9 protein-coding genes and 1 tRNA gene are annotated in these 15,494 nt (G+C 66.9%); 9 read left to right on the plus strand and 1 reads right to left on the minus strand.

Annotated features, from left to right (window positions below):
• Positions 1 to 8: 8 nt before the first annotated feature.
• The 7 genes from AC1DJN_RS06430 (at position 9) to AC1DJN_RS06460 (ending at position 12,438) form a co-directional block, all read left to right on the plus strand.
• A complete protein-coding gene (locus AC1DJN_RS06430; protein ID WP_478039004.1) occupies positions 9 to 5,207 on the plus strand; it encodes a filamentous hemagglutinin family protein in 5,199 nt (1,732 codons plus the stop codon).
• 61 nt (positions 5,208 to 5,268) lie between these two features.
• A complete protein-coding gene (locus AC1DJN_RS06435) occupies positions 5,269 to 6,864 on the plus strand; it encodes a ShlB/FhaC/HecB family hemolysin secretion/activation protein (RefSeq protein ID WP_032976880.1) in 1,596 nt (531 codons plus the stop codon).
• A gap of 34 nt (positions 6,865 to 6,898) precedes the next feature.
• Positions 6,899 to 8,704 carry a DUF2341 domain-containing protein gene (locus AC1DJN_RS06440; RefSeq protein ID WP_478039005.1) on the plus strand — a complete coding sequence of 602 codons (1,806 nt, stop codon included), beginning with the start codon at positions 6,899 to 6,901 and terminating at the stop codon, positions 8,702 to 8,704.
• 11 nt (positions 8,705 to 8,715) lie between these two features.
• Entirely contained in the window at positions 8,716 to 9,129 is a 414-nt protein-coding gene (locus AC1DJN_RS06445) for an ExbD/TolR family protein (protein ID WP_032976882.1), read from the plus strand.
• Between the two features lie 4 nt (positions 9,130 to 9,133).
• On the plus strand, positions 9,134 to 9,826 hold the full coding sequence (locus tag AC1DJN_RS06450; protein ID WP_235189973.1) for a TonB family protein: 693 nt from the start codon (positions 9,134 to 9,136) through the stop codon (positions 9,824 to 9,826).
• A 52-nt stretch (positions 9,827 to 9,878) separates the two neighbouring features.
• A complete protein-coding gene (locus tag AC1DJN_RS06455; protein WP_478039006.1) occupies positions 9,879 to 11,606 on the plus strand; it encodes a putative porin in 1,728 nt (575 codons plus the stop codon).
• A gap of 55 nt (positions 11,607 to 11,661) precedes the next feature.
• Positions 11,662 to 12,438, plus strand: a complete 777-nt coding sequence (locus AC1DJN_RS06460) for a SapC family protein (protein ID WP_235189974.1) — start codon at positions 11,662 to 11,664, stop codon at positions 12,436 to 12,438.
• Positions 12,439 to 12,689: 251 nt separating this feature from the next.
• Here the strand turns inward: AC1DJN_RS06460 and AC1DJN_RS06465 are convergent.
• Positions 12,690 to 12,766: transfer RNA gene (locus tag AC1DJN_RS06465), tRNA-Arg, on the minus strand.
• 149 nt (positions 12,767 to 12,915) lie between these two features.
• Between AC1DJN_RS06465 and ubiA the strand changes: the two genes are divergently transcribed.
• The gene (ubiA, locus tag AC1DJN_RS06470; protein ID WP_032976885.1) at positions 12,916 to 13,809 is read left to right on the plus strand and encodes a 4-hydroxybenzoate octaprenyltransferase; all 894 of its coding nucleotides are present in this window, start codon (positions 12,916 to 12,918) and stop codon (positions 13,807 to 13,809) included.
• A gap of 176 nt (positions 13,810 to 13,985) precedes the next feature.
• Positions 13,986 to 15,410, plus strand: coding sequence for a short-chain fatty acid transporter (locus tag AC1DJN_RS06475; protein WP_442251330.1), 1,425 nt, complete (start codon positions 13,986 to 13,988; stop codon positions 15,408 to 15,410).
• The last annotated feature ends 84 nt before the right edge of the window (positions 15,411 to 15,494 follow it).

Here is a 15,494-nt window from a genome sequence, read left to right on the forward strand (position 1 = left end):
GAACGGTTGTGCTCAATGCCCCCCGCCTGGGCGGCGCGCGTGGCAATGATGTGGCGATCGATGCTTCGGCGCCTGTACGCATCGATGGTGCCCGCGCGATCACCGTCAATGCTTTCCAGACCTACACCGATGCTGCCGCCGGCACCGATGCCACGGTGGATGGCCGCAGCTACCAGGTCATCAACCAGGCGTACCTGGACACGATCCATGCCGACAGTACGGCGTTCATCGACAACGCGCTGGGCAACGGGGCGTTGATCGACGGCAAACTGGCCGGGTTGCGTGCCTATGGCGACCAGTTCCATCTGCGGCCGGGTGTACAGATCAGCAGCAGTGCCGACGCGCTGGTCAATCGTGATGGCCATCTGCATGTCGATGGCGATATCGATCTGTCCGGCTATCGCTACGCCAGCCTCAACCCGCATCTGCAGAAGACCCGCCAGTACGGTTCCGGTGAAGCCGGTGCGCTGGTGCTGCGTGCGGCGGGCGACCTGGAAGTGTTCGGCAGCATCAGCGACGGTTTCGACGGCTCGCGCCTGCTGGTGGGCAGCACACCGGATGACAAGGGCTGGCTGTTGCCGAACGGGCGTATTCCGTTCGGCGGCGAAGTGGTGATTCCGCATGGCGGGGTGGTCACGCTGGATGCCGGCAGTGCGTTCCAGCCGGGACGTACACTCAATTTCGACCTTCCCGCAGCGGCGATGCAGTTGCCCTCGGGTACGCAGCTGCCGTCCCGCATGACCCTGGCAGGCGAGCTGGCGTTGCCGGCCGGCACCGTGCTGGGCGCGGCCATCCGCGATGGCAATGGGGTGCTGCTGCATGCGGCCGGCACGGTGCTGGCGCAGGCCACCACACTGGCGGCAGGCACGCAGTTGGACGCGGGTTTCCGCGTACCTGCGGCCACCTCGATGGCAGCCGGTACCTGGCCGGCCGGCGTTCCGCTGCCGGTAGGCATGAGCCTTGCGCAGCCGCTGCTGCTGGCCAAGGGGGCGATCCTGCCGTCGGAAACCGACGTCAAACTGCCAGGCAGCGCAGAGTCGATCAACCTGCGTCCGGCCGATGCCAACGGCAACCAGGGGCGTACCTGGGCACTGGCGCCGATGCTGGCAGCCGGCTCGCAGTCGTTCGACCTGCGCCTGGTGGCTGGTGCCGATCTGCAGGCGGCCGACACCCGCGCCATGGCGCGAGGCGCCACCGGCACCGTGCGCCTGGCCGATACCCATTACGGCGTGCTGGTGGAGAACGCGCCGGTGCCCGGTACGGGCATCCCCGCCGAGTATCGCTGGGCGGTGGACGTTGATGCTGATACCTGGAACTCGATCGGCCTGCCCAGCCAGGTGATTGCCGGCGAAATCATCACCCAGGACAACATCGACATGTTGATCCTCTTCGGCCTGATCACATCCAGCCCGCTGGAGCTCAATGGCTGGGGCCTGGGGGAGCCGGTGTACGAAGCCAACCCGGGAGTGCCGCCGCAGTTCGCCGACATCGCCCGGCCCGCCCGCGAGCAGGTGTTCAGCGTGCTGCGTACCGGCACCGGCGACCTCGACCTGGTGGCAGCCGGTGACCTGCAGATGCATTCGCCCTATGGCGTGTACACCGCCGGTACGGCGTCGTCGTCGCTGGCCGCCGGCAATGGCGTTGACCCCTACAACCAGCCACGCGGCGCGCTGAAGGATGGCAGCCTGCTGTGGAAGGATCAGGAGGCTGCTTTCCGGCCATTGATCGACGGCGGCACGCAGAGTCTCTACAGCGCGTGGTATCCCGAACATGGTGGCAACGTGCTGGTGCGCGCCGGTGGCAATCTGGTCGGCGACCTGATCGGCGCGGGTGGCGAGCCCCGCAACACCGTGTCCTTCGGCATGATGCGTGGGCAGATCGGCTCGGTGGCCATCGGCAATTGGTTGTGGCGACAGGGCACCGGCAGCGTGACGCCGGGCAGCGACGGCACGCCCGTTGCGTGGTGGGTCAACTTCGGCACCTACGTGCCCGGTTCGGCCGATGGCAGCTACCTGGCAAATTCCAACGCACGCTATGCCAATGCCCCGTTCCTGGCCGGCTTCACCGGCGTGGGCACGCTGGGTGGCGGCAACCTGGTGGTGGAAGCCGGCGGTGATGCCGGTATCCAGTCCGCCCGCGGCGATGCACGCCTCAACCAGGGCGCGCAGAGTCTGGACAAGACGCTGGTACCGCGCAGCCAGGGCCTGAACCTGGTGGTCGGCAGCAGTGGCCGCATGACCGCTGCGGGCGATCTGGTGCTGACCGGTGGCGGTGACCTCGACCTGCGTATCGGCGGCAGCCTGAACCCGAACGCGGAACTGCGCCGCAACGAACACGACCTCAACAGCACGCTGGTCAACCTGCGCGGTGCCTTGCGCGTGGAAGCCGGCGCGCTGGGTGGGTTGCAACTGCGCTACGGCGTGCTGGACCACATCGATTCGCGTGGTGGCGATCCTTTCGCGGCAGGCCGTGCCTACGCCGGTGGCGGACCGGTGCTGGTACTTGGCGATTCGTCAGCACGGCTGGATACGCGCGGCGATCTGGTGCTCGGCGGCGTGGGTGATCCCGGCCGCACCAAGCTGCTCAATGCCACGCCGTTTACGTATGCAGGCCAGCAGGTGGCGGGCGAGGGGTGGAGTTCGTTCTCGCTGTGGACACCTTCCACCAGCATCGATCTGTTCAGTGCAGGCGGCAACCTGACCCCGACCACGGAGTGGGCCGGTGGCGCCAACAACGAAGACATCGCCATCGACCGCCGTGGCAGCAACGCATCGGGCACTCTGGATGGCGATTTCTATCCTTCCATCCTGCGTGCGGTTGCGGCCAATGGCAGCCTCTACTACGGCGTGGGCACCACCGCGCTGCGCAACAACTTCGGCAGCACACCACTGCGCGTGCTGCGCGGGCTGACACTGGCGCCCGCGCCGCAGGGCAGCCAGTTCATCAACGCCACCGGCAAGGGCGAGCTGGCCCTGCTTGCGGGCGACTCGATCTACGCCAGCGGCTACGCCATCACCGCATCCACCGCCGACCCGAGGGCACTCAGCAGTCCGTTCAATCCAGCTTTCATGGGCATCACCGCGCAGACCGGTGGTGGGCCGAATGGCTTCAGCCCCACGCGCATCCACAACGCTGCGGCGGCCAACATCGCCTTCAACGACTGGATCACCGATGGCAATGGCCGCATCAGCAACGCCTCGTTGCTGAACTTTGGCAGCCAGGCGACCTCAAGCTACGCCGCCGTGGGCCAGCAGCCGGCGCGCTATTACGCCGTGCAGGGTGACATCGTTGGCCTGCGCATGGGCCAGATCGCCGAGCTGGGGCTGAAGGCACGCGATGGCTACCGCTATGACGGCTCGATTCCGGTGGCGATCCGCGCCGGCCGCGATATCAGCAACAGCGGCACGGGCCTGGGCCAGAAGGACACCGTCGGCGAGGGCCGCGGCAACCTGATCGCGCACGGCCATGCCGATGACATCTCGGTGGTGCAGGCCGGGCGTGACATCCGCTTCAGCACCTTCTACGTCACCGGCCCGGGCCTGCTGGATGTGAGTGCCGGCCGCAACGTCTACCTGGCCGACAAGGGCGAGATCAAATCGCTGGGCAACGTTGTCGATGCCGGTTCCAGCGACCGCGCCAGCGGTGCCAGCATCGTCGTGGCCGCCGGCATGGGCGCGGGTGCGGACTGGAACGCATTTGCCGCGCGCTACCTGGATGCAGTGAACCTGGCCGATCCGGAGCGGCCGCTGTCCGAGCAGCCTGGCAAGGCCGTGTCGATCTACAGTGGCGAACTGACGCTGCCGCAATGGCTGCAGCGTGAGTTCGGCTACAGCGGCGATGCCGCCGGTGCCGATGCCTTCCTGGCCAGCAAGCAGGCCGAACTGGACCAGGCGCGTGCTGCGTCGCTGGTCGGCGGCGGCAATGCTCCCACACGCTCGTTGGCACGCGAGTTCCGCCTGCAGAGCCAGTTGCATCTGGTGAACTGGTTGAGCACCCGCTTCGGTGCCGACAATGGCCTGGGCCTGCATTTCGATGCGGGCACGATGGATGCGCGCACGTTCTTCGCGGCCCTTCCGGCCGAACAGCAGCACGCGTTCCTGCGCAATGTCTATTACGCCGAGTTGAAGAGTGCCGGCCGCGAGTACAACGATGCCAACGGCAAGCGCTTCGGCAGCTACGTGCGCGGTCGTGAAGCGATCGCCACCCTGTTGCCCGGCGCAGACAACGGCGGCCGCTACAACGGTGACCTCACCCTGTTCAGCAGTGCGCTGTATGTGGATGAGTACATCAGCACCAACGGTGTCGGCAAGGATCGGCCGACGCCGGGCAAGACCTATATCAGCAAGGCCGAGTGGCAGGCGATGGGCAGCCCGTCCTACGGTGTGGCGTACTACGAAGTGGTCGACGCCGGCATCCATACCCAGTTCGGCGGTGACGTGCAGATCATGACCCCGGGCGGGCGCACGCTGGTCGGCATCGACGGCGGCTTCGTGCCGGGTGCCGGTTCGGGCGTGATGACCCAGGGCGAGGGTGACATCAGCATCTACTCGCGCGACAGCATTCTGCTCGGCCAGAGCCGCGTCTTCACCACCTTCGGCGGCAACATCCTGGCCTGGTCGGCCGGCGGTGACATCAACGCCGGACGCGGCAGCAAGACCACCGTGGTCTACACGCCGCAGCGTCGCGTCTACGACAGCGTGGGCAACGTCACCCTGTCGCCGAACACGCCCACCACCGGTGCCGGCATCGCCACCCTCAACCCGATCCCGGAGATCGCACCTGGGGACATCGACCTTATTGCTCCGCTGGGCACCATCGATGCCGGTGAGGCCGGTATCCGTGTCTCCGGCAACGTCAACCTGGCGGCGCTGCRGGTGSTCAATGCSGASAACATCCAGGTGCAGGGCAAGTCCGCAGGCGTCCCGGTAGTGGCAGCGGTGAATGTCAGTGCGCTGACCTCGGCCAGTACCGCTGCCAACAGTGCCGTGCAGGCCGCGCAGGAGATGGTCAAACGGCAGACCCAGCAAGCGCAGCCTTCGACCATCAGCGTGCAGGTGCTCGGCTTTGGCGAGGCCACCAGCAGTACCCGTCCGGCCCGCGATGACGACCGCTACGACCCGGACAGCGTGGTGCAGGTGGTGGGCATGGGCGAACTGACAGCCGAACAGCGTGCACGCATGGCCACGTCTTCRGCCAAGCGGCAATGACGATGCCACTGCCAACCCGTTCCGCATCGCCTTCCCACTTTTCCGCATTGAGACGCCACTGATGTTCTTCCCGACCAAGGCAGGGGCCTGGGCGCCCTTGCCGCTGTGCCTGATGTGTGTGATTCCGTTGGCCGCCGCGCAGGAGCAGGCGCCCACCAACGCGCCGCCCGCCGCCCGCGTCAACATCAACGAGTACCTTGTGCGTGGCAACAGCGTGCTGGATGCGCGCGAGATCGAACGCGCAGTCACCCCGTACCTCGGCCCGGACCGCACATTGCAGGATGTCGAGGCAGCGCGGCTGGCCCTGCAGACCGCCTACCAGGGCAAGGGCTACCAGTCGGTGTATGTCGAGCTGCCCGAACAGCAGGTCAGCGGCGGCGTGGTGATCCTGCAGGTCAGCGAGACCCGCGTCGGTGAGGTCAAGGTGGTCGGTGCGCAGCACAATGATCCGCAGCGGCTGCGCGCCCGCGTTCCCGCCCTGCAGGCCGGGGTGGTGCCGGACTTCGCCCAGGCACAGGCGCAGCTGACCGAACTCAACCGCAACGGCAAGCGTCAGGTGATCCCGCTCGTCAAACCCGGTGCCGACGGCCGCATGGATGTCGAACTCAAGGTGGATGATGCGTCGCCGTGGCGTTACAGCGCCAGCGTCAACAACGACCACAGCGTCGACACCGAGCCGCTGCGCAGCACCCTCAGCATCGGCAACGACAACCTGTGGCAGCGCGACCACACCGCCTCGCTCACCTTCTTTGCCGCCCCGCAGGACCTGGACCAGGCCAACGTGCTGTCGGCTTCCTACGGCCTGCCGCTGGCCGGGCCCGACTGGATGCTGGAACTGTCCGGCTACCGCTCCGACAGCAACGTGGTTTCCAGCGGCCAGACCAACGTGACCGGCAAGGGCCATGCGCTGGGCCTGAAGCTCAACCACACCTTGCCGATGGCCGGTGCGTGGTGGCACCAGTTGTCAGCCGGCATCGACTTCAAGGACCTGGACGAATCGGTGGCGATGGTCGGCCAGGCCTCCGATTTCGCGCCGCTCAAATACGCGCCGATCACCTTCGCCTACAGCGGCTTCCGCCAAGGCGAAAAGCATCAGCTCAGTGTCAACCTGCAGATGGTGTTCGGCACCCGCAGCCTGCTTGGCTACGGCAGTTCCGGCGATGAGTTCGATTGGAAACGCGCCTACGCCGATCCGAGCTTCTTCGCGGTCAAGGCCGACCTCAGCGATACCTACACCCTCGACAGCGGCGCGCAGTGGTTCGTCCGCATGTCGGCGCAGATGACCGACCAGCCGCTGGTGTCGGGCGAACAGTTCGCGGCCGGTGGCATGTACACCACGCGCGGCTACCGCTCGGCCGAAGGCATCGGCGACTACGGTGCGCTGGCCACGCTGGAATGGCGCACCCGTCCCTTCAGCCTGTGGGGGCTGCAGGACTGGCGCTTCTACACGTTCATTGATGGCGCCTGGCTGGGCCTGCGCCGGCCGTTGCCCGAACAGACCGACAGCAACTGGATGTCGGCCGTCGGCGTCGGCAGCAGCCTGCGCATCACCGACCACTTCAACCTGCGCCTGGATTACGGCCGCACGCTCAGCGACGGGCCCACCACCACCAAGGGCGCCAATCGCCTGCACATCAGCCTCGGCACCAGCTACTGAGCCCGGCTTTTCCGAATTCCCTGGAGATATTCCCATGCAACGCGTTCTTGCCCTGTTGTTGTTCTGCCTGAGCCTGTCCGCGCTCGGCACTGCCCGCGCCGATACGCCGTGGTGGCAGGCCGAGTGGAAGTACCGCAAATCGATCACTCTGGATGCGGGCCCGGGCGGTGCTGCGCTCGGCGGCAATCTGGGGCGCACCCCAGTGCTGGTGCGCCTGCACACCGGCAACTTCGCCTTCGATGGCGTGGCCGAAGGTGGCAAGGACATCCGTTTCGTCGGTGCGGATGGCCACACGGTGCTGAACCACCAGATCGAGCAGTACGACGCCGGCCTGGGCATGGCGCTGATCTGGGTGGATGTGCCCAGCCTCAGCGGCACCGCACCGCAGACCGTATGGATGTACTACGGCAACGGCAATGCACCGGCTGCCAGCAATGGCCAGCGCGTGTTCGATCCGGATTACAGCGCGGTTCTTCACTTCGCCGACAGCGGCAATGAAGCACACGACACCACCGCCTACGCCAACCCGGCCAGCGGCGCGTTCACCGCCGCCGACGGCGCCATCATCGGCCGCGGTGCGCGCCTGTCCGGCACGCCGCTGCAGTTGCCGGGTTCGCCGTCGCTGGCGATTGCCGCCGGCGGCGCGATGACCTTCTCGGCATGGATCAAGCCGGCCCAGCTCGGCCCGGATCAGGCCCTCTACGCGCGCCGCGAAGGCAGCAACGTGATGATCGTCGGCCTGGATAACGGCGTGCCCTACGTACGCCTCAATGATCAGCGCAGCCAGGCGGTACCGGCGTTGGTAGCAGGGCAGTGGACGCATGTGGCAGTAACGGCCAGCGAGGGCAGGGTCGTACTGTGGGTTGGCGGTCGTGAAGCGAGCCGGATCGATGCGGCATTGCCGGCCTTGGCGGGTGCGGCCCTGATCGGTGCCGATAGTGCACCGCCCGCAGGCGATGCCAGTGCAATCGCCATGGCGCAGCCGTTCCTGGGCGACATCGACGAAGTGCGCGTTTCCAAGGTCGCACGCCCGGCCGCGCTGCTGCTGGCCGACGCAACTGCGCAGGGCGCCGAGTCGCGCCTGCTGACCTTTGGTGAGGATGAGCAGTCGGCTGGCGTCAGCCACTTCGGTTTCATCCTCAAGGCAATGCCGGTGGATGCGTGGGTGGTGGTGGTGGTGCTGGGCCTGATGATGCTGATGTCGTGGGCGATCATGATCGCCAAGAGCCGCTACTTTGGCACCGTGGCCCGCGCCAACCTGGCGTTCTCCGAACAGTACCGCAAGGTGGCCGGTGCACCGGTGGCTGCCCTGCAGCAGGTGGAGCGCAGCGGCGTGCTGGCACCGCACGTGCGCGACAACTCCACACTGTGGAAGCTGTACCGCATCGCGATGGAGGAAATGGATGGTCGCGGTTCGCACCATCATGGCCTGACCGCCGCGGCGATCACCTCGATCCGTGCGTCGATGGATGCAGAAGTGACCCGTGAAAGCGAGCRCATGTCCAAGCGCATGAACTGGCTGTCCACAACCATCGAAGGCGCACCGTACGTGGGTCTGTTCGGCACCGTGATCGGCATCATGCTGGTGTTCGTGGTGGCCGCGATGGCCGGCGCGGTGGACATCAACTCGGTGGCACCGGGCATGGCCGCCGCACTGCTGTGCACCGCCGCGGGCCTTGGCGTCGCCATCCCTGCATTGTTCGGCTACAACTGGTTGGCATCGCGCGCCGAAGCGATCGCCGCCGACATGTCGGTGTTCGTCGATGAATTCACCGCGCGCCTCGCCGAAGAGTTCGACCGCAGCGAACCGGCCGCCGTCGCGCGTCCGGCGCTGGCCTGAGGGGCATCGCCATGGCCAGGGCAAAGCGGTTCGGCATCAAGAAGCGCGAAAAAGGCATCAATGTCACGCCTTTCGTCGACGTGCTGCTGGTGGTGCTGGTGATCTTCATCCTCACCAGCAACGCCTCCATTCCAGGCATCCAGGTGAACCTGCCCAAGGCCAGCTCCAGCATGGCCCTGGAAAAGCCCAAGACCAAGGCCATCACCGTGGACAACAACGGCCAGGTGTTCCTGGATGCCTATCCGGTGAACCTGGCCGAACTGGAAGACCGGCTGCGCACCGAGAAGGCGCTGACSCCGGATTTYCCGGTGATCGTGCGCGGCGACGCGCAGGTGCAGTACGCCCGTGTGGTCGAGGTGCTGGATCTGTTGCGTCGCATCGATCTGAACCAGGTGGGCCTGGTCACCGGGAAAGTGCAGGGGTGAACACGTGACCTCACTCCACTCCCACGCCAACCACGCGGTTCCCGCATGGCGGCGCTGGTGGCCCTGGCTGGTGGTGCCCGCCGCTGTCGCGCTGTTGGCGCTGCTGGTGTGGCTGCTGCTGTTCAGGAACACAGCCAGTACGCGGCGGCCGGTGGCCGAGGTGCCGATGGTGATGTTGCCGCCCCCGCCGCCCCCGCCCCCACCGGAACCTGAGCGCGAGCCGGAAGCCAAGCCGGAAGAGGTGATGCCCGAGCCGGAGCCGCTGGACGAAGTGCCCAAGCCGACCGAAGAGGCGCCCACCCCGGACACCGCCGACCCGGTGACCATGGATGCCGATGCGCAGGCCGGCGGCGACAGCTTCGGCATCCAGTCCGGCAGCGGCGGTGGCCGCAGTGGCACCGGCAGTGGTGGCGCCGGCAATGCCAGCTACGGCCGTTACCTGGGCTATGTGCTGCAGCAGGCCGTGGCGCGCGATGAGCAGGTGCGACGGTTGGCGTTCCAGCTGACGGTCAACATCTGGCTGGACGCCGACGGCGCGGTGAGCCGTGTCGAACTGCTGCGTGGCAGCGGCAATGCCGATGCCGACGACCGCGTACTGCAGGCGATCCGCGCAGTTGGCCGCATCGACGAGCGTCCCCCGGCATCGCTGGATTTCCCCGCGCGCGTGCTGGTACAGGGCCGACGCCCCGGCGGGTGAATGCTGCCATGACGCTCTTTCCATCGAATTCCCTTTTTCTGCGAGCAAGCCGATGACCCGTTCCAACTCCTTCCCCGTGCTGCGGCACCTGCGTCGCTCTGCCGTGGCCACCGGCATCGTGCTGGCACTGGCCAGCGGCGGTGTCCACGCCCAGCAGGGCGGTGGCGAAAGCACCATGATCRAGCTGATCCGTGGCCTGATGGACAGTGGCGCACTGACCCCGGAAGCCGGCCAGGCATTGCTGCTGGAAGCACAGCGCGATGCGGCCGCATCTACCACGGCCAGCACCGCCGCCGGTACGGCCCAGGCCGGCGATGTGCGCGTGCCGTACATCCCGCAGACCGTGCGCGATGAGATCCGCGATGAGCTCAAGGCCAGCGTGATGACCGAAGCGAAGGCCAATGGCTGGGCAGCACCTGACCAGGTGCCGGAGTGGACCCAGCGCCTGCGCGTGCAGGGCGATGTGCGTGTGCGCAACGAGAGTCGCCTGTATTCCGAACGCAACAGCGACATCGAAGTGGATTGGGCACGCATCAATGCTGGCAATGGCTACGACGTCAACGGCAATACCCATCTGGGCCTGCCGCCGCTGCGCAACAACCGCCAGGACCGCAACAACTCCTGGCGTATCCGCGCCCGGCTGGGCGTGGTGGCCGATCTGGGCGAACACACCCGCGCCGGCGTGCGTTTGGCCACCGGCAACGACAATGGTCCGGTGTCCTCCACCCAGACGCTGGGCGGTGGCTTGGCCAAGAAGGATGTCTGGCTGGACCAGGCCTGGTTGTCGTGGGCGCCAGTGCAGGGGCTGGAAGTGATCGGTGGTCGCTTCGGCAATCCGTACTGGTCCACCGACACCCTGTTCTCCAACGATCTCAACTTCGATGGCGTGGCGTTCAAGTACCGCCAGGCATTGGGTGATGGCGGCCTCTCGCTGTTCGCAACGCTGGGGCTGACTCCGCTGGAGTATTCCTCCGACGGCTTCCCCAACACCAGCCAGAGCAAGATGAAGAGCGAGAACAAGTGGCTCAACGGTCTGCAGGTGGGCGCGGACTGGCAGTTCGGCAACGAGCAGAAGCTGCGCGCGGCGGTCGGTTACTTCGACTTCCGCAACATCGCCGGCGAGTACTCGCAGCCCTGCGCGCTGTATGCCGGTGCCGATTTCTGCAGCAGCGACTGGTCGCGCCCGGCGTTCATGCAGAAGGGCAACACCCTGATGCTGCTGCGTAACATCGCGCTGAATCCGCTGGACCCAGCCAACACGCCGATGCCGCAGTACGTGGGCCTGGCATCGGAGTTCGAGCTGCTGGACCTCAACCTGGCGTGGGAAACACCGCTGTTCGCTGGATACGCGTTGCGTCTGGAAGGCCACGGCATCAAGAACCTGGCCTTCGACCGCAACGCCATGTGGCGTCGCGCGCAGGGCGGCATCGTCACCAACCTGGCCACCGCCGCCAACGGCGTGGCCGGGCCACAGGACATCGACAGTGGCGACATGGCCTACATGGCGCAGGCTACGTTCGGCCACCTCGCGCTGAAGCAGGCCGGCGACTGGAACCTGTGGCTGGGCTACAAGCGCCTTGAGGCCGATGCACTGCCCGATGCCTACAACGATTCCAACTTCCACCTGGGCGGCACCAATGCCAAGGGCTACTACCTGGGCAGCTCCTACATGTTCGACAGGAACGTGTCGCTGACCGGACGCTGGATGGCGGCCAAGGAGATCACTGGTGCGCCGCAGTCCATCGACGTGTTCCAGCTGGAAGTGAACGCTGGCTTCTGACGTGACGGCCGGCGTTCGCGCCGGCCGCTTCCCCGCACTCTGGATGCAAACCGAAATGATCGAAGACTCCCAACTGTCCGTAGCCGAGAGTGATGCCGTGGACGCGCTGTCCGCGCAGGACGCCGTTGGCCCGATGTACCCGCCGCTGTACCGCGCGCCGGTAATGCTGTCCTCGCGCGACCATGCGCGCTGGCGCCTGTTGCCTGGCGATGCCGCCTTCGCTGCGGCCAGCCATGCCGTGCCACTGGTGCTGGGCGAATTTGCCGCTGCTGCGCGTTGCTACCCGCTGGTGTTTGTCGGCGAAGAAGCCGCGCCGGTGGCCGTGCTGGGTCTGGAGGCCGAGCACAATCGTTTCGTGGTGGCCGACCGATGGCAGAGCGGCGCCTATGTGCCGGCCTACGTGCGCCGCTACCCCTTCGTGTTCGCGCGGACCGCCCAACCCGAAGGGTATGCGTTGGCCATCGATGCCGATGCAGCGATGCTGCGCACCGAGGGTGACGAAGGCCAGCCACTGTTCGAGGCCGATGGCCAGCCCAGCGGGTTGACCCGTCAGGCGTTGCAGTTCTGCGAAGCCTTCACCAGCGAAGCCGCTGCTACCGCTGCCTTCAGCGCGCAGCTGCTGGCCTCGGGCGTGCTGGTGGATCGCCAGGCCGATGTAGAGCGTGCCGACGGTCGAACCTCCAGCCTTCTCGGCTTCCAGGTCGTCGATCCCGATCGTTTCGCTGCGCTGCCCGAAGCGACCGTCATCGCCTGGCATCGGCAGGGCTGGTTGGCGCCGTTGCATTTCCACCTGGCCTCGCTGGCGCGCTTCAACGACCTGCTGAACGGCTGACACCTTCACCGGGATACTGGACAGGCGCACGACACGGATGTCGAAGGCCGCGCGCGATGCGTGGCCTGCTGCCCCCCAGGCAGGTGGGAAGACCTCGCCCTGGCATGGCTGCACCCTGTCCGGATCCCGACCTTTGTGCTGCGAAGGATCGGCTCTGCAGCGTCGAGCCGTGCTCGACTGGCCTCAACACGAATGCACGCTTCAGCGTTCCCGGCCAGACAGCGGCCAGGTTGAAATCGTCGCAGGGAAGATGGYGCGCCCGGAGGGATTCGAACCCCCGACCAATGGCTTCGGAAGCCACTACTCTATCCGGCTGAGCTACGAGCGCGTGGTGGAACCGCCGCGCCGTCGGCCAGGGCCGGGGCGGGCATCGCAACGCAATGAGGCGGTGCGGGATGGGCATTCTATCCAGTTTCGCCGCACAAATCTCCCCCCGCCGGCAAAGTCGGTCCGAAGGCACAGGAGTATCCTAGTGTCATGGCTGATACCCCCCTTTCCGCGCCGCATCCGGCGCCGACGCCGCGTTGGCGGCATTACTGGTCCCTGATGCGCGCCGATCGCCCGATCGGCACGCTGCTGCTGCTGTGGCCCACCTGGTGGGCGTTGTGGCTGGCCGCTGGCGGCCTGCCGCCGCTGTGGACCCTGTTCGTGTTCACCGCTGGCGTCTGGCTGACCCGCTCGGCCGGTTGCGTCATCAACGACTACGCCGACCGCTGGCTCGACCCGCACGTAGAGCGCACCAAGGCGCGACCGCTGGTGACCGGCGCAATCAGCGGCCGGGCGGCGCTGGTGCTGTTCGCGGTGCTGATGCTGGTGGCCTTCGGCCTGGTGCTGACCCTGAACGGCCTGACCATCGCCCTGAGCTTCATCGGCGTGTTCCTGGCGGCCAGCTATCCCTACCTGAAGCGCTACACCCATCTGCCGCAGGTCTACCTGGGCATGTCCTTCGGCTGGGGCATCCCGATGGCCTTCGCCGCCGTGCAGGGCGAGGTGCCGATGCTGGGCTGGCTGCTGTATGCCGGCAACATCCTGTGGTCCACCGCCTACGACACGTGGTACGCCATGGTCGACCGCGAAGACGACCTGAAGATGGGTTCGCACTCCACTGCGATCCTGTTCGGCGATCTGGACCTGGTCATCCAGGGCGTGCTGTACGCGCTGTTCCTGGCCACGATGGCGCTGGTGGGCGTGCGCGGCGGGCTGGGTGGGTACTACCTGGCCGGCGTCGCGGTGGCGACGCTGCTGGTGGTGTACGAGTTCTGGATCTGCCGCAACCGCGAGCGTGGGCCGTGCTTCAAGGCCTTCCTGCACAACAACTGGGTGGGTGCCGCGCTGTTTGCCGGTATCGCCGTGGATCTGGCGCTGCGTTGAGAAGGCCGCCGGGCATGGCCCGGCGCTACCCGGCGCCCATGTGCACGGGTCGGAATCCTCGGTCGAACTGGTAGCGCCGGGCCATGCCCGGCGGGCGGCCACCTACGACCAATAGGTGGCTGACAGCCCGCACCCCACCGCCCAGAATCAGGCCATCGAACCTGGGAGGGTAGGTGATGGCCTCGACGGCAACAGTACAGGACGGCTGGATGGCGCGCGCCGCGCTGCGCTCGGCCGCCTGGGCGGAAAAGTGGTTCCCCGATGCGTACGTATTCGCGGTGCTCGGCGTGGTCATCGTCGCGCTGGCGGCGATGGGCTTCGGCGCCACCCCGCGGGCCACCGCCAGCGCCTTCGGCGACGGCTTCTGGAGCCTGATTCCCTTCACCATGCAGATGGCCTTCGTGGTCATCGGTGGTTATGCGGTAGCCACTGCACCGGTGGTCGCGCGCTTCATCGACTACCTGGCCCGGGTGCCACGCACCGGTCGTGGTGCCGTGGTGTACGTCGGCCTGGTCAGCATGCTGGCCTCGCTGCTCAGCTGGGGCTTCTCGCTGGTGTTCGGCGGCCTGCTGGTGCGCGCGCTGGCCCGCCGCACCGAGCTGCGCATGGACTATCGGGCTGCCGGTGCCTCGGCCTACCTGGGCCTGGGCGCGGTGTGGGCGATGGGCCTGAGTTCGTCGGCGGCACAGCTGCAGGCCAACCCGGCCAGCATGCCGCCGGGGCTGCTGGAGATCACCGGCGTGCTGCCGTTCACCGAAACCATCTTCCTGTGGCAGTCGATCGCGCTGACCTCGGTGTTGATCGTGGTTTCGCTGCTGATCGCCTGGCTGACCGCGCCGGCCGCCGGCAGTGCGCGTACCGCCGAAGATTTCCCCGGCGCGGCGCAGGCCGAACCGGAGCCGCTGCAGCGCCGCACCCGCCCGGGCGAATGGCTGGAGTACAGCCCGTTGTTGACCGTGCTGCTTTCGCTGCTGGCCTTCGGCTGGCTGTTCAACGAGTTCGCCAACAAGCCATTGGTCAGCGCGATCGCCAACCTCAACACCTACAACTTCATGTTCATCTCGCTGGGCCTGCTGCTGCACTGGCGCCCGCGCAGCTTCCTCAACGCGGTGGCCAAGGCGGTACCGAGCACCACCGGTGTGCTGATCCAGTTCCCGCTGTACGGCGGCATCGCGATGATCCTCACCCACGCTGCCGGTGGCGACGGTGAGACGCTGGCGCACCGGCTGTCGAGCCTGTTCGTGCACGTGGCCAGCACCGATACGTTCGCGCTGGTGATGGGCGTGTACTCGGCGGTGCTGGGCTTCTTCGTACCGTCCGGTGGCGGCAAGTGGATCATCGAAGCGCCCTACGTGATGCAGGCCGCGAACGAGCTGAAGGCGCACCTGGGCTGGGCGGTGCAGGTCTACAACGCGGCCGAAGCGCTGCCGAACCTGATCAATCCGTTCTGGATGCTGCCACTGCTGGGCGTGCTCGGCCTGAAGGCCCGCGACATCGTCGGCTTCACGTTCATCCAGCTGCTGGTGCACATCCCGCTGGTGCTGGGGTTGCTGTGGCTGCTGGGCATGACCCTGGCCTACGTGCCGCCGGTGATGCCGTAGCGCAAGCACGGGGTCATGTGGGGTCAGAACCTCTCCGCTGGAGAGGATCCGACCCGGGGTCAGATCCCTTTCGAAGGAAGGGCT

The sequence above is a fragment of the Stenotrophomonas sp. 05L414_2 genome (assembly GCF_056397905.1).